This window comes from Flaviflexus ciconiae (assembly GCF_003971195.1).
In the GTDB taxonomy this organism is placed as follows: Bacteria; Actinomycetota; Actinomycetes; order Actinomycetales; family Actinomycetaceae; genus Flaviflexus; species Flaviflexus ciconiae.
Genome location: NZ_CP034593.1, coordinates 1452430 through 1468106 on the forward strand (window position 1 = coordinate 1452430; position 15677 = coordinate 1468106).

8 protein-coding genes, 2 tRNA genes and 3 pseudogenes are annotated in these 15677 nt (G+C 60.6%); 2 read left to right on the plus strand and 11 right to left on the minus strand.

What is annotated here, in order from left to right; genetic code table 11:
- Nucleotides 1-502: 502 nt before the first annotated feature.
- The 6 genes and pseudogenes from EJ997_RS06440 to EJ997_RS06465 all read right to left on the minus strand — a co-directional run bounded on the left by EJ997_RS06440 (nucleotide 503) and on the right by EJ997_RS06465 (nucleotide 6813).
- Nucleotides 503-575, minus strand: a tRNA-His gene (locus EJ997_RS06440).
- A 76-nt stretch (nucleotides 576-651) separates the two neighbouring features.
- Complete coding sequence (locus EJ997_RS06445) at nucleotides 652-993, minus strand: hypothetical protein (protein ID WP_126703835.1); 342 nt, start codon at nucleotides 991-993, stop codon at nucleotides 652-654.
- Entirely contained in the window at nucleotides 990-1913 is a 924-nt protein-coding gene (locus tag EJ997_RS06450) for an ATP-grasp domain-containing protein (RefSeq protein WP_126703836.1), read from the minus strand. Before EJ997_RS06450 ends, EJ997_RS06445 begins: the two co-directional genes overlap by 4 nt.
- Before the next feature lie 199 nt (nucleotides 1914-2112).
- Nucleotides 2113-3812, minus strand: a pseudogene (locus EJ997_RS06455) (glycerol-3-phosphate dehydrogenase/oxidase).
- Nucleotides 3813-4127: 315 nt separating this feature from the next.
- A pseudogene (locus tag EJ997_RS14075) lies at nucleotides 4128-6307 on the minus strand (heavy metal translocating P-type ATPase).
- A gap of 434 nt (nucleotides 6308-6741) precedes the next feature.
- Nucleotides 6742-6813, minus strand: a tRNA-Lys gene (locus EJ997_RS06465).
- Nucleotides 6814-6945: 132 nt separating this feature from the next.
- Between EJ997_RS06465 and EJ997_RS06470 the strand changes: the two genes are divergently transcribed.
- Both EJ997_RS06470 and EJ997_RS06475 read left to right on the plus strand, forming a co-directional pair.
- Complete coding sequence (locus EJ997_RS06470) at nucleotides 6946-9636, plus strand: DEAD/DEAH box helicase (protein WP_126704975.1); 2691 nt, start codon at nucleotides 6946-6948, stop codon at nucleotides 9634-9636.
- 10 nt (nucleotides 9637-9646) lie between these two features.
- Nucleotides 9647-10327 (plus strand): YggS family pyridoxal phosphate-dependent enzyme, encoded by a 681-nt coding sequence (locus tag EJ997_RS06475; protein ID WP_126703837.1) that lies wholly within the window; start codon nucleotides 9647-9649, stop codon nucleotides 10325-10327.
- A gap of 119 nt (nucleotides 10328-10446) precedes the next feature.
- Here the strand turns inward: EJ997_RS06475 and EJ997_RS13960 are convergent, their stop codons facing one another.
- The 5 genes and pseudogenes from EJ997_RS13960 to ilvC all read right to left on the minus strand — a co-directional run bounded on the left by EJ997_RS13960 (nucleotide 10447) and on the right by ilvC (nucleotide 15674).
- Nucleotides 10447-11103, minus strand: a complete 657-nt coding sequence (locus EJ997_RS13960; RefSeq protein WP_323052597.1) for an alpha-isopropylmalate synthase regulatory domain-containing protein — start codon at nucleotides 11101-11103, stop codon at nucleotides 10447-10449.
- Nucleotides 11104-11294: 191 nt separating this feature from the next.
- A pseudogene (locus EJ997_RS13965) lies at nucleotides 11295-12044 on the minus strand (citramalate synthase); the annotation flags it as partial.
- A complete protein-coding gene (locus tag EJ997_RS06485) occupies nucleotides 12041-13183 on the minus strand; it encodes a branched-chain amino acid aminotransferase (protein ID WP_126703838.1) in 1143 nt (380 codons plus the stop codon). The pseudogene EJ997_RS13965 and the gene EJ997_RS06485, both read right to left, overlap by 4 nt.
- Nucleotides 13184-13195: 12 nt before the next feature.
- A complete protein-coding gene (locus tag EJ997_RS06490; protein ID WP_126703839.1) occupies nucleotides 13196-14251 on the minus strand; it encodes a 3-isopropylmalate dehydrogenase in 1056 nt (351 codons plus the stop codon).
- 397 nt (nucleotides 14252-14648) lie between these two features.
- Nucleotides 14649-15674: a ketol-acid reductoisomerase gene (ilvC, locus tag EJ997_RS06495; RefSeq protein ID WP_126703840.1), complete on the minus strand. Its 1026-nt coding sequence runs from the start codon at nucleotides 15672-15674 to the stop codon at nucleotides 14649-14651.
- Between the last annotated feature and the right edge of the window lie 3 nt (nucleotides 15675-15677).

The window sequence follows — 15677 nt, forward strand, 5'->3', positions numbered from 1 at the left end:
CAGTGGGACCTGCGTCGAATGTCTCGTGAACCGTCTTGAGTTTATCGCTACTGTGTTGTGGGTGTGAGAGAGAGTATTTATATCTCGTCGCGTTTCTGAGGAAGCTAGATAACGTGTGACCTGCTTGGCTTTGAACCTTTTTGATGAGTACGCGTATCTGACCGAGGCTTGTGCGAACATCGGTGGGCAGCTCGGGATCGGTAAAGAGTCCTTACGCCGGTGGGTACGCGACACCCAGATCGATGACAGATAACGCGTTGGCACCCCGGGCGAGGTTATCGAGGAGAATAGGTACTTACGTAAAGAGATCCGGGAGCTGGAAGAGGCCAACAGTATTTTGTGGGACGCAGCGGTTTTCTTCGTGGGAAAAGTCGGCCCCGATCGGAGCCTCTCAGGCTTCCATGCCGACGCCCCCACCTGGGCCGAAAGGCAAAGAAATGGGAGAGGTTCGCGCCGGACAAAGAGTGGCAACTTTTGACGAGGGGCGAACCTCTCCTAGCGGGGTGGCTAACGGGGCTTGAACCCGCGACCTCCTGGACCACAACCAGGCGCTCTACCGACTGAGCTATAGCCACCATGGCGCCGTGCGCCGATTCTTAACTATACCGAAGCCTTCAGATCTTTCCGAATTCTGGCGGTGTGAGGTAGCCGTCAGTCGCACTGAGAATCTAGTGTTCCAGCGATTTCTTCAAAAGTTGCGTATGCGGCTTCATTATCAAAGTGCTGTGCGACGTTCCCTGAGGCGTCCGCGAGGTCCCGGATGGTAGTCGCAAGATCATGGTCGGTTGCTAGTACGGATGCTTCGGCGAGGGTGAACTCCCACTGCGTGGCAGTATTCGCCTGCTCGTCGGTTAACATGCCGATTCCGCGATATTCCCGGACCTGGGAGACGACCTCGTCGGCCTGCGCGCAGGCTTCAGCGTCTCCTCCGGTCTCGGATGAACTACATGCGGCTAGAGAGCCGACTGCAAGGAGCCAGATGAGGCGTTTCACCAGAATGCTCGGACCGCTATCGCGTCGGCGAACTTCTCAAGGTTGGATTCGTCGGCGCTGAGGTACAGCGAGCCATCGATGAGTGAGATCTCCATGACGTAGAACTCTTCCTCATCGTTCGGACCGCCGCGGACGATGTCGACGCGATTGAAGAGGAGCTGCTCGTCGCGCCCGGAGGTGTCCTTGATATAGCTGTGTAGGGCCTTGCGAATGCGCTCGCCCCAGCGCCACTCGTCCTCGGTTGCCTGCTTTGAGTGCGCGATCTCTTCCTGGACGGTGTTGCCACCGCGGAAACGGGGGTGGAGCATGGGCTCCTTCTTCACCATGTAGGACGGAAGCCCGTTCAGGTAGATCAGGGAGATCTCACCGGAGTGGTCAACTTCCTGGTGGTAGCGCTGAACCATAACGGTGCGGCCCTTTTCCAGGTGGTGGATTGCATCGCTGATGGCATTCATGCGGGAGGTGCCGTCAGTCGACGTGTAACGTCCGGTGCCGCGTCCTCCGGAGGAGATAGCCGGCTTGATGACGAAGTCACCGTAGGCCGGCATACGGGTGTGCACCTGATGCCGGGACAGGTTCTGGGACGGCTCGAGCCACATCGTGTCGATGGTCGGCATGCCGCGCTTGGCAAGTTCCTTTAGGTAATGCTTGTCAGTATTCCACTCGATGACCGAGGCCGGGTTCAGCAGCCGCGGGACCGACTTCGCCCACTCGATGAATTCGAGACGGTTCGGTGCGTAGTCGCGGACGGAGCGCACAACAACGGTGCCGGCGTTCGACCAGTCAACGGACGGATCGTTCCAGACGGCAATGCGTGGTTCGATTCCCCGCTCGCGAAGAGCGTCGGGGAGCCCAGCTTCATCGCTGTCGAGCTCCGGGAATGCTGCGGCGGTTACGAGAGTCACTATCGGATCAGACACGCTTCCCACGGTACCCGAAATCGCCTGGCAATGACCGCCCATATTGCCTTTCGCACCTCCATCCCGCGAAGATCACACGAGCGGGTGAAGACCCATAGATCCCCACCCGCTCATGTGACATAAATGTATGCGATTATCAGCCGTTACTTGCAGTTAGCTAGCTAAACAAACCTCACGTGGCCGTCGAAAGAAATGGCGATTAGCCCTCGAGTGCGCTCAAGCGCTCAACCGGGACAATCTCCTCGGCCTGGACGCGGATCGCGGATGCTTCACCGTCGGTCGTCGTCTGCTGAGCTGCGAGGATCGCATCGGCCTGCTTGGCCCAGTTCGCAACCTCCCGCTCGGTCGTGGCCTGGTCCCATCCGAGCTCGGTTGCCATGATCTCAGCGATCTCGGGGGCCGCCGCCTTACCGCGGTCAAGCTGCTCGAAGTCAAGGCGGATGCGGTGCAGAAGCACGTCCTCCAGGTGAAGTGCACCCTCGTTGCGAACAGCGAAGACAGCCTCCGCGCGGAGGTAGTCTGCGGCGTGCTCAAGCGGAAGGGCGAGGGTCTCGTCCTCGTCAAGAAGGGCAAGAACGTCTGCGGTCTCGGAGCCGTAGCGGGAGAACAGGTGCTTCACCTGGGTCTCAGTGAGCTCGTAGCGAGATGACAGGAGCGGCAGGGTCCTGCGGGCGGCTTCGAGGCCGGGGGCGCCGACGAGCGGGGTCGTGGCTGTGACCGAAGGATTGGACTTGGCCTTGCCCCGAGCACGTGGTCGACGGCGTCCTCCGCCATCTGCCTATACGTCGTGAGCTTGCCGCCAGCGATGACGGTCAGGCCGGGCTGCGGCGAGGTCACCGTGTGCTCGCGGGAAACCTTCGTCGACTCTCCCTCACCCTTCGTGCCGGGCTGAAGGAGCGGACGCAGGCCCGCATAGGAACCGATGATGTCGTCCGTGGTGATCTTGTCGGAGAGAACCGAGTTTGCCTGCTCAAGGACGTAATCAATGTCGGCGGCGGTAGCGACGGGGGCGTCGCGTTGCTCGTGCCACTTCGTGTCAGTGGTGCCGATCACCCAGTAGCGGTCCCAGGGGATGATGAAAAGTACGGACTTTTCGGTGCGGAGGAAGACACCGGTCTTGCCCTGGATCTTTTCCTTGGGAACGAGAATATGAATGCCCTTAGAGGCAAGAACCTTGAGGCCGCCGCCGGATCCGCCGAGCGACTCGGTCTCTTCGGTCCACACACCGGTGGCACCAATGACGTGCTTGGCCCGGACGGTGACCTCTTCGCCGGTCTCGAGATCCTTGAGGATCGCACCGACAACGGTCTTGCCCTCGGTGATGAACTCCGTTGCTTGGGTGCGGGAGGCGGCGTGAGCACCGAAGCCCTGGGCGGTACGAATCAGGTCAATGACCAGGCGAGCATCGTCAACGCGTGCGTCATAGAAGCGAATACCACCGATGAGAGTGTTCGGGTCAAGGCTCGGGACGAGCTCGAGAGCGCCCTTGTGGCTGTAGTGCTTCTGTACGGGAACGGCCGTACCGGCACCGGCGAGTGCCAGGCCGTCGTACATGCCGACACCGATAGCCGAGTAGGCGCGCTCGATAACGCGTTGCTTCAGCGGCCACAGGAAGGGCTGGGCCGAAACCAGGTGCGGGGCCGTTGTCTTCAGCAAAGTACCACGTTCACGTAGCGCCTCGGCTACGAGGGCAAAGTCGAGCTGATAGAGGTAGCGGAGACCGCCGTGAACAAGCTTCGAGGACCACTGCGACGTACCGGAAGCCCAGTCCCTCATCTCGACCACACCGGTACGCAATCCGCGCGTTGCCGCATCGAGTGCAATGCCCGCTCCGGTGACGCCACCCCCAACAACGAGGATGTCGAGCTCCTGCTCGGCCATGTTCCTAAGCGCCTGCATGCGCGATTCACGGGTCAATGCGGTCTGTGTGGTGTTCACGTATGTTCCTCCCGATAACGAGCGCCTCTGCTCACGGCGCCCATGCCTTTTGTCCCAGATTGCTCTCTTTTGAACGTTTGGTCAAGTGGTGTGAACGGACGTGCATATTTAAACAACATTTGTGTCACATAATTCAATGGTTCTGGAACACCTCGAGCTGATTCAGATGATTCCACGGCACCGAGGCGGGTCCACCTCGGTGCCGCATTCTTCCCTTAACTCATTTGGCAAATGGACTGCCCCGTCTCCGGCAGGGTGCGCACACTCTCCCTGCCCCTACTTCCCCTCGGCCCGCAGGCGCGCGGCACTTGCCTCGGGGGCGAGGTCGAGACGTCGCAGCAGCTGTGCGTTGAGCGCGACAACAATTGTCGAGGCCGACATGAGCAATGCGCCCACGCTCATCGGCAACACGAAGCCAAAAGGTGCGAGAACACCGGCGGCCAACGGCACGGAAACAAGGTTATATCCGGCAGCCCACCACAGGTTCTGCTTCATCTTGCGGTAGCTCGCACGGGAGACCTCGATGACCGACAGGACGGAGCGTGGGTCGGAGCTCGCAAGAATAACTCCCGCCGAGCCAATGGCAACATCGGTGCCAGCACCGATTGCGATCCCAACATCAGCTTGAGCCAGTGCGGGAGCATCGTTCACGCCGTCGCCCACCATTGCCACTTTGCGGCCTTCGTTTTGAAGCTCGGAGACCTTGGCGGCCTTATCTTCGGGACGCACACCGGCGAAGACGCGGTCGATACTAAGATCGGCGGCAACCGTGTCGGCCACGGCCTGAGCATCACCGGTAATCATGACAACCTCGACGCCGATCGCGTGGAGCGCGTCGACCGTTTCGCGCGACTCGGCCCGAACCTCATCGGCCAAACGCAACCCGCCAATCACCTCACCGTCGGCAAGCACATGCAAAATCGTGGCACCTTCATCGTGCCAGGGTTCGACAGCAGGATGCTCGTCGAGTCCATTCTGCTCCAGCAGGTAGGGACCACCCACCTCGATCACCGTACCGTCGACCGTGGCCTTCACACCCACGGCCGGAGCCGAGGAGAAGTCCGTCGAGGACGGCACGTCCAATTCTCGAGCCTTGGCGGCACCAACGATTGCCCTCGCCAGCGGGTGCTCACTGCCGCTTTCAGCAGCGGCCGCGAGCACCAGCACCTCATCGGCAGAGCGATCGCCGACAGGTTCGATGCCGGTAACGGTCGGCTCACCCTTGGTGAGAGTACCGGTCTTGTCGAACAGGACCGTGTCCACGCCGCGCATAGACTCGAGTGCCAGGCGATCCTTGATAAGGACGCCGCCGCGGGCGGCACGCTCGGTAGCGATAGAAACTACCAGTGGGATTGCGAGGCCGAGTGCGTGGGGCAGGCAATCACGAGCACGGTGATAGCACGAACAACAGCATCATCCGGTCGACCCATAAGCGCCCAGACGATCGCGGTGACAATGGCGGCACCAAGCGCAAACCAGAACAACCATCCCGCAGCACGGTCCGCAAGCCGTTGCGCGGGTGAAGACGAATTCTGAGCATCCGATACGAGCTTCTGGATCCCTGCCAGGGCAGTATCGTCACCGATTGCAGTGACTTCAACGCGAAGGCCGGAATCGGTTGCAACCGTACCTGCCACAACGTCATCGCCTTCTTCGCGGCGGACGCTCTTCGATTCTCCCGTCACCATGGATTCGTCCATGCTGGCACTGCCGTCAACGATCCGACCATCGGCCGCAACTACGGAGCCGGGGCGCACCACAACAATATCGCCAACGGCGAGATCCGAAGGAGACACCTTCACGACGTCATCACCTTCGACACGCTCCGCCTCATCCGGTAACAGTGCCGCCAACGAATCCAAGGCGGACGTGGTCTGAGCCAGCGATCGCATCTCGATCCAGTGACCGAAAAGCATGATGACAACCAGCAGTGCAAGCTCCCACCAGAAGTTCAGCTGGTCATCTAGCAACCCAAGGGTGGATCCCCAGGAGGCAATAAAAGCGGTGGTGATGGCGAGCCCAATGAGGAGCATCATTCCCGGCTGACGGGACCGGATCTCGGAAATCGCGCCGGTAATGAAGGGCCAGCCACCCCAGAAGTAAAGAACGGTGCCGAGCACGGGCGAGATCCAGCGCACCCACTCCGCATCCGGCAAATCATAGCCAACAATGTCGGCAAATGCTCCGTTAAAGAACACGACGGGAATGGCAAACACAAGCATGATCCAGAACAACCGCCTGAACTGTCCCACGTGATCGCCGTGACCGCCGTGACCAGCATGCTGGTCATGGCCGTCGTGGTCCGCATGACCAGCATGCCCATCGTGGCTCACATGCTTTCCGTGGCTCACATGCTTTCCGGGGCTCACGTGGCCAGAGTGACCCTCGTGTGGCTCGTGGCCGCTCACCTCGTGGTGATGACCGGCATGTTTTCCGTGATCTTCGTGCTTGTCCATACCTCCAAACTATACCCCTATGGGGTATCTGGCAATGAATGGTTTGACTCAGTTCCCCGGTGGCGAAATCAGGACCCCAGGCACTACGCCACGGACTTCCTCCACCGCCCGCAGAAACAACGCAGGCTCTTAATCAGTAGGTTAAGGGCAAGCTAAACCTGTCGGCATTGAGACCCTCGGAGATTGAATTTAGCCGCGTGGACGCACCGACTATTGTGGACTACTCATTTGGGATCGGAACAACGCTGTTAACGAGGATGCCCGGATCAAAGCAGGAGGGACCCGGCTAGGGATAAAGCAGAGACAGATCATTGGCGGCAGGTGCGCAACAAGACGCCCCGAGTCTTTCACTGGCGTCGGCCTTATCCCGGCCTCATACCAATTCTTCCGTGGGAAACGAAAAATCCTGGCCGAAGCCAGGATTTCTCTCTTTGTACACCGCCAGGGACTCGAACCCTGAACCCACTGATTAAGAGTCAGTTGCTCTACCATTGAGCTAGCGGTGCGCGCAAGAAATAACAATACTCTGGCGGTGCTATCCAGTTCAAACTGGTTGGCCCGTTTTTTGCTGTGAAGTCCTGCACAGAAGCCCATGACCGGTTTTGGTTCCGGTTCATATGGCAGTTCTATCCCGACTCATGTGGCAGTCTGATGGGGTGACTGCTTCGCCTGCCCCGCTCAATGACGCCCTGGATGAACTTGCCGACCGCTTTGGAGAAAATCCTCCGGCGGATGATGTCTACGACGTCTTCCATGCCTGGGTCGAATCAACGGGCAAGGATCTCTATCCGCACCAGGACGAGGCGCTTATGGCGGCGCTGGATGGGGATCACCTCATTGTTTCCACCCCCACGGGCTCCGGCAAATCAATGATTGCGATGGCAGCGTTGTTTGTTGCCCTGTCGGAGGGTCGCAGCGGTTACTACACCGCTCCCCTTAAAGCCCTGGTCTCGGAGAAGTTCTTTGACCTTATCGGACTATTCGGAGCCGCGAACGTCGGCATGGTGACGGGCGATTCCACAATCAACGCTGATGCGCCAATCATTTGTTGCACGGCGGAGATCCTTGCAAACGTCGCTCTGCGGGAGGGCAAGGGCGCCGATGCTGGCGTCGTGATCTCCGACGAGTTCCATTTCTTCTCCGAGCCGGACCGCGGATGGGCATGGCAGGTCCCACTTCTCGAGCTCACAAACACCCAGCACATTCTCCTGTCGGCAACCCTGGGCGACACCTCGCACTTCGTTGAAGATCTTGAGAAACGGACGGACCGTCAGGTGTCGATCATCGACAACGCAGAACGTCCGGTTCCGCTCAGCTATAACTATTCCCTGGAGACGGTGTCCGAGACGATCAAGGAACTCGTTTCCACACACCGCTCCCCCGTCTATATCGTCCACTTCTCTCAGCTTGCCGCGGTCTCCGCAGCAACCGAGCTTCAGTCGGTTGCCCTATCGACGAAGGAACAGAAGACAGAGATTGCCGAGGAGATCGGGGACTTCCGGTTCGGCCCGGGTTTCGGCGCCGTCCTGTCCAAATTGCTCCGAGCGGGAATCGGTGTACACCACGCCGGTATGCTCCCCCGCTATCGCCGTCTCGTAGAAAGGCTTGCCCAGCATGGCCTTCTGAGAGTTATCTGCGGAACCGACACCCTCGGAGTTGGCATCAACGTTCCAATCCGAACGGTATTGCTCACGAGCCTTGCGAAGTTCGACGGTGAGAAGCAGCGCCAGCTCACGGCACGCGAGTTCCACCAGATCGCAGGCCGAGCGGGCCGGGCTGGCTTTGATACCACCGGCGAGGTTGTTGTCCAAGCACCCGAGCATGAGATTGAGAACGCCAAGGCGGAAGCAAAGGCCGCGGAACGGAAGAAGAAGTTCCAGAAGAAGAAGCCCCCGGAGGGGCAGGTCAACTGGACCCGGTCCACCTTTGAACGCCTTATCTCTGCCGCTCCCGAGACTCTCGAGTCCCGCATGCAGATCACGCACGCGATGATGCTCCAGATCCTGGCAAGGGCCGGAGACCCGGTAAAAACCGTCTACCGGCTTCTTACAGACAACTACGAGCCGAGAAGAGCATCCAACCCTCTGCTGCGCCGGGCCATCGATATCTACGTTTCCTTGCGCGCCGCCGGCGTTATCGTTCACCACGACCGGGACTGGCGAGAAGCCAACCCTGATAAGCCCGCCATTGAGCTGGCTCGGGAGGTCCCGGACGACTTTGCGCTAAATGCCCCGCTCTCCCCGTTTGCTCTCGCGGCACTCGAATTGCTGGACATGGAGTCACCCACGTACGCACTTGATGCCGTATCGATCGTCGAATCGGTGCAGGAAGACCCCCGACCAATACTCGTTGCCCAACGGCGCCACGAGCGGGACGTGGCCATGGCTTCCATGAAGGCCGAGGGGCTGGAATACAACGAGCGGATGGCGAGACTCGATGAGATCACGTGGCCTCGCCCGCTGGCCGACCTTCTCGACCCCGCTCTCGAAACCTATCGTCAAACGAATCCGTGGGTTTCCGACTTTGAGCTCTCCCCGAAGTCCGTTGTGCGCGACATGATCGAACACTCGATGACGTTCTCCGAACTCATTTCGAAAAACGACGCCGCCCGCAGCGAGGGCGTTGTCCTGCGGTACCTGACCGACACGTACAAGGCTCTGCGTCAGATTATCCCGGAGGATGCGCTAACGGATGACCTGCAAGACATCATCGACTGGCTGGGCGAACTCGTTCGTTCGGTCGACTCCTCTCTCATTGCCGAATGGGAGGCGCTTGCCGACGGCATGATCGACGATGCCGAAATCATGGCGCACACCAAGATTCCGCAGGGCGGCACCGAACGTGCCTTCGGGGCACGCGAAGACGGCACCGTCCCGATCACCGCCAACCTCCATGCCTTCCGTACGATCGTGCGGAACTGGATGTGGCGCTTCGTTGAGGCGGCCGCCGATGAAGACATCGACAAGCTGGAGTGCCTCTCCCTCCCGGCCACGGTGGCGCCGGCCGAGAAGATCGACGGCGATACGTGGGATAAGTTCCTGGACGACTACTACGCCGATCACGAGTGGCTGGGAACCGATACCGGCTCCCGCTCTGCAAGCTTCCTGCGGTTCAACGAATCCCCCGGGGTAGCCGACTTTGTTGACGCCGGCCTCAGCGAGGAAGCGGCGCAAGAGGCTGGCGCAAAGAAGATGTGGATCGTTCACCAGGTGATTGACGATGGTGAGGAGTCGCGTGACACGGAGTTCGTTGCCATCGTTGATCTTGACGAAAGCACCGCCGCAGATCGCCTGATCGCTTCTCTCGTTAGAATAGGAGACGTTGTCTAGAAGGAGAGCAATGATCAGCGAGCGTTACCAACAACTCACGGCAGAGGTTAACGAAGCCTCGGCGGGCCGGGACGTTCGTGTCCTGCTTGCGGCGAAGCATCAGCCGGCTGAGAAGATCATGGAAGCGCTCCAAGCGGGCGCAACACTGCTTGGCCACAACATCATCCAGCAGCTCACCGCCACCGAAGAGGCCCTCGCAGAGCTTGGGGCACCGGAGCATGAAACCCACGTGATCGGGCACGTCCAGTCCAACAAGGCACGGGCAGCCCTGCGGCACGCTCACACAATCGAGACAGTCGACTCCGCCAAGACCGCCCGCCGCCTCTCAACGGTGAGCGATGATCTCGGCGTCGACCGGAACGTGTTTATTCAGGTGAACTCGGCGGGTGCGGAATCCCAGTTCGGAATCGACCCAGAGGATGCCAAAGAACTCGCCGACCTGATTCGCTCGCTCCCCCGCCTCACCTTGACGGGCCTCATGACAATCGGAGCCAATACGGACAACGAGACACAGATCCACACGTCATTCGCGCTCACCCGTGAACTGTCCGAGTCCCTGCGGGCCGATGGTCACGACTCCTGTACGGAGCTGTCCATGGGAATGAGTGGAGATTGGCGGATTGCGGTCGACGAGGGCTCCACTATCATTCGCGTTGGCCGTCAGGTCTTCGGGGAACGGGACAAGGCGTAAGGAAACTGGGAAGACGGAAGTGGGGAAGAAACACTGATGCTTCTTCCCCACCGACTTCCCTATTCTCTGGCCTCGAGCTTTGCGTTGCTCTCCAGAGGTGTTTGCTCGAGAGGCGCTCACTACAGTGGCGCCACCCCAGCCTTAAATAGGCCGTAGATGTAGCCATCGGTGAGGGCTTCCCAGGAGGCCTCGACAACGTCCTTGCCGACACCGACCGTTGCCCAGACCCCGGCAGGTGAGGCCATGGACACGATGACTCGGGTGGTTGCCCGGGTGGCTGCGGAGCCGTCGAGGATACGGACCTTGAAGTCCGTGAGCTCGCAACTGTCCAGTTCCGGATAAACCGGGACAAGGGCAGAGCGCAACGCGTGGTCGAGAGCGTCAACCGGTCCGACTCCTTCACCGACCGTCAGGGAGCGCCCCATGCCGGTGGAGAGTTTGACGACCGCTTCGGCCCCGTTGGACCTGTCGATGCTTCCAGAGAGGTGGGTTGTCCACGACTCAATATCAAAGTAGGACAGGCGTGAGCCATCAATGATTTCGCGAATCAGCAGTTCAACGGACGCATCCGTCGCGTCGTACGTGTAGCCCTGGGCTTCGGCGGCCTTGATGCGGGAGGTAACTTCGGCCAGAACATCGGGCCTGTTCGACAGGTCAAGTCCAACCTCACGGGCCTTGAGCTCTATCGAGGCCCGTCCCGCCATATCCGACACGATCATTCTCATGTCATTACCGACAAGTGCGGGATCGATGTGCTGGTAAAGGTCCGCGTCCACGCGGATCGCGGATGCGTGGAGCCCCGCCTTGTGGGCGAAGGCCGAGATTCCCGTGTAGGGCTGACGACCGTAGGGGCAATGTTGACGAGTTCGGCAACCGCATGAGAGACACGTGTCTGCTCGGCAAGTTGCTCGGCCGTGACAACGCCCTTACCCATTTTGAGCTGAAGATTGGCAACAGCCGTCAGAATGTTGGCATTGCCGGTGCGTTCGCCGTAGCCATTGACTGTGCCCTGGATATGAGAGGCGCCAGCCGTGACCGCAACGAGCGTGTTCGCCACCGCCATCTCGCCGTCGTTGTGGGCATGAATGCCGAGGCGCGGCTCGAGGCCTTCTTCCGCAAGGCGTGCCTTCAGTTCGCTCACGAGGGTCAGGATCTGGTGCGGCAGTGCCCCACCGTTCGTGTCGCATGGAATGATGGTCGAGGCGCCTGCCTTCGCGGCCGCGACTGCAACGGAGAATGTATAGTCCCCGCTGTCAGCCGCTCCGTCGAAGAAGTGTTCCAGGTCGACCATGACCTCACGGCCCTGGTCGGTCAGGTACTCGACGGTGTCGGTGACCATCGCAAGGTTTTCTTCTTCCGTGGTGCGTAGCGCGAGCTCCACGTGCCGAGCATCCGACTTGGCGACAAGCGTGATGATCGGGGCGCCCGAATCGAGAAGAGCCGCAACCTGCGGATCGTCCTGGACGGCCACGTGCGCTTTTCTCGTTGCACCGAAGGCAGCAAGCTTCGCGCTCGTCAGCGGGTTCGAGTCTTTGAGTACGGCGAAGAACTCGGTGTCCCGCGGGATCGCCCCCGGCCATCCGCCTTCGATGATGTCGGCGCCGTAGGACTCGAGGAGCGGCAGGAGAGTCACCTTGTCGGCAACCGACAGGTTCATGCCCTCCTGCTGCGCCCCATCCCGTAGCGTCGTGTCGTATACGACGAGGTTGTCGCTCATGCTGACAGCTGGTAGGTCCAGTTGTATGGATCCGGTGCGTGGCCGAGCTGAATCGACGTCACCTGGTCGTATATCGACTTGGTGACATCCCCGCCGGTCACGGATACATCGAAGCCCTCGCCCGCGATCCTGCCGATCGGTGTCACGACTGCGGCGGTGCCGCAAGCAAAGACCTCGGCGACCTTGCCAGACTCGATGTCCGCAATAAGGGACTGAAGCGGGATCGTTTCTTCCCGGACAACGTTTCCGCGGTCGCGCAGGATCTGAAGGATCGCACCGCGGGTGCCACCCTCGAGGATGTTCCCTGTAAGAACCGGGGTGGAGACCGAGCCGTCCTCGTAGACAACGAAGACGTTCATGCCGCCCAGTTCATCGACGTTCGTGTTCGTCGCAGCATCGAGGAAGCAGACTTCGTCGAAGCCCTCCTCGTGGGCCGCGAGCTTCGGAACGAGCGACGACGCATAGTTGCCGCCGCACTTCGCTGCCCCGGTTCCACCCGGGCCCGCCCGGTGGTAGTCCGGGGACACCCAGACGGAAATCGGCTGGAAGCCGTTCACGAAGTACGGTCCCGAGGGGGATGCGATGCAGAGGTAGTCGAGCCGGCGAGCAGAACGCACTCCAAGGAAGGGCTCGGTAGCAATGATAAACGGGCGCAGGTAAAGCGAGGACCCGGGAACCGAAGGAACCCAGTCAGCATCCGCACGGACCAGACCAACGATTGAGGCAAGGAAATCCTCGACGGGAAGCTCCGGGATCGCCAGGCGACGGGCCGAGGCGTTAAGCCGTGCCGCGTTGTAGCCAGGCCTAAACGACCAAATCGAACCGTCATCATGACGGTATGCCTTGAGGCCCTCGAAGATCTCCTGGCCATAGTGGAAGACCGCGGCCGCAGGGTCGAGCGTGAGGGGGCCGTAGGGCTCGATAACCTTCGAGTGCCAACCCTTGCCCTCGTCGTAGACCGCGTGAGCCATGTGGTCCGTGTAGTCCACGCCAAAGCTCAGCCGGTTGAAGATCGCTTCCCGCTGTTCACGGGTCGCCGGATGCTTCTTCGGGTGCAGGTCCCAGGCGCCAGCAACCTCATCGGCGGTCGGTAGCGGCAGGGCGGCGGCCTGCTCTAGTTCAGAAAGAGTTTCTGTCATGTTCTGGCCTTCCTAAATCCGTGCGACGACAGCATCGCCGATCTCGCTCGTGGTGCGGACAAGAGGCGTGCCCGCCTCGGCAGCATCCGCCCTCTCCTCCATGTCAGCATCGACGGCGACCCGGATCTTCTTTGCCTCGTCAACAAGGCCCAGGTGCTCAAGCATGAGAGCAACGGACGAGATCGTGGCGATCGGATCGGCCTTCTGCTGACCGGCAATGTCGGGAGCGGAGCCGTGGACGGGCTCGAACATCGAGGGGAAAGCGCCGTCGGGATTGACGTTGCCCGAGGCAGCCAGGCCGATACCGCCGGTGATAGCGCCCGCCTCATCGGTGAGAATGTCTCCGAACAGGTTGTCGGTGACGATGACGTCAAAGCGAGCCGGATCGGTAACGAGGAAGATCGTTGCGGCGTCGACGTGCAGGTAGTCCGTCGTAACGTCCGGGAATTCCTGGCCAACACGCTCAACGGTGCGGCGCCAGAGATGCCCGGCATTCACGAGAACGTTGTGCTTGTGGACGAGGGTGAGGCGGTTGTCGCGCTGAGTCGCAAGGCCGAAGGCATAGCGGACGACGCGCTCGACACCGTAGGCGGTGTTGATCGAGACCTCGGTCGCGATCTCGTGCGGGGTGTCCTGGCGGACCACGCCGCCGTTGCCTGCGTAGAGGCCCTCGGTGCCCTCCCGGACGACGACGAAGTCGATGTCGCCGGGATTGGCAAGCGGCGTGGGGACGCCGCGGTAGTACTTGGAGGGGCGAAGGTTCACGTAGTGATCAAGGGCGAACCGCAGCTTGAGAAGGAGGCCGCGCTCAAGGATTCCCGAGGGAAGCGACGGGTCACCAACGGCGCCAAGAAGAATCGCGTCGTGGGTGGAAATCTGCTCGAACTCATCATCGGGCAGGACCTCGCCCGTGCGGTGCCAGCGGTCGGCACCCAGATCGAAGACAGTTTCTTCGACGGTGACGCCCGAATCGCGCAGTGCCGCATTCATGGCCTTGAGGCCCTCGGCAACGACTTCGGGGCCAATCCCGTCTCCCGGAATTACAGCAAGCTTAATCGTTCGGTTCATGTCCTCATCCTAGCCCTTGGTCCACATTCTGAAATGCAAATTTCACCATTCGGGAGCGCGTGTGGAACCCGCCCCCGTTAAGAATTAAGTAGATTCCCGGCGTTCCATCTTCCGGGTACCCATCTCAGTCTCGCGTCTTCATCTGCGCCGAGACAGTCCTGCCACGAGTGGCCAGCAACTGCAATATCGGTGCCGGCTATCCCCTGCAAAAGCCGTGCCGCCGTTGCGGTTGTCATCCCTTGTAGGGAGCTCTGCCCCGTGGGTCGCTGTGCGCTTTGGGTCAATCCCCGCGCGCTGTTCGGTCATTTGAGCTTTAACTGCGAGACGTTCTTAGCGGTGGGACGTTTCTAGCGGTGGGATGGGGTACCCCGGCGCATGCCGGGGTACCCCATGTCAACTACCTGGCTGCGTGGCCGTCTTCGTAGTCCTCGTCAACGGACTTCCACGAGAACATCTTGCGGAGTTCGACGCCGACCTTCTCAATTTCATGGTCTTCGCCGCGCTTGCGGAGTTCCTGGAACTCCGGTCCGCCCTTGTCCTGGTCGGAGATGAAGCGTTCGGCGAATGCGCCGGACTGCACGTCCGCGAGGACTTCCTTCATGTTCTCCTTGACGTTCGGGGAGATCACTCGGGGGCCGGACACGTAGTCGCCATACTCTGCCGTGTCGGAAATCGACCAGCGCTGCTTCGTGAGGCCACCTTCGTTGATGAGGTCAACGATGAGCTTGAGCTCGTGGAGAACCTCGAAGTAGGCGATCTCGGGCTGGTAGCCAGCTTCGGTCAGGGTCTCGAAACCGTACTGGATGAGTTGCGAAACGCCGCCGCAGAGGACTGCCTGCTCACCGAAGAGATCCGTTTCGGTCTCTTCCGTGAAGGTCGTCTTGATAACGCCGGCGCGGGTTCCGCCGATCGCCTTCGCGTACGAGAGTGCAAGGTCCCAGGCCTGGCCAGAAGCATCCTGTTCGATGGCGACGATGTCCGGGACACCGCGTCCTTCGGCGTACTGGCGGCGGACCGTGTGGCCCGGGCCCTTCGGGGCAACCATGCAGACGTCGTGATCGGCGGACGGCTTGATGTAGCCGTAGCGGATGTTGAAGCCGTGGGCGAAGAAGAGTGCTGCGCCTTCCTTGAGGTTCGGCTCGATCTGCTCCGAGTAGATGGTGCGCTGGTGCTGGTCCGGTGCGAGGATCATGACCACGTCGGCGTCCTTCACAGCGTCCTCGATCGAGGCAACTGCCAGGCCCTGCTCCTGTGCCTTAGCAACGGAGGATGAGCCTTCGCGGAGGCCAACAACGACGTCGACGCCCGAATCGCGGAGGTTCAGCGCGTGGGCGTGTCCCTGCGAGCCGTAGCCGATAACGGCGACCTTCTTCGACTGGATGAGCGACAGGTCGGCATCATCGTCATAGTAAATATCTGCCACAGT

Coding starts and splice junctions, on each gene's coding strand:
- EJ997_RS06470 (WP_126704975.1), top strand. CDS start 6,946: ATGTGGCAGTCTGATGGGGTGACTGCTTCGCCTGCCCCGCTCAATGAC.
- EJ997_RS06475 (WP_126703837.1), top strand. CDS start 9,647: ATGATCAGCGAGCGTTACCAACAACTCACGGCAGAGGTTAACGAAGCC.
- EJ997_RS06485 (WP_126703838.1), bottom strand. CDS start 13,183: ATGACAGAAACTCTTTCTGAACTAGAGCAGGCCGCCGCCCTGCCGCTA.
- EJ997_RS06490 (WP_126703839.1), bottom strand. CDS start 14,251: ATGAACCGAACGATTAAGCTTGCTGTAATTCCGGGAGACGGGATTGGC.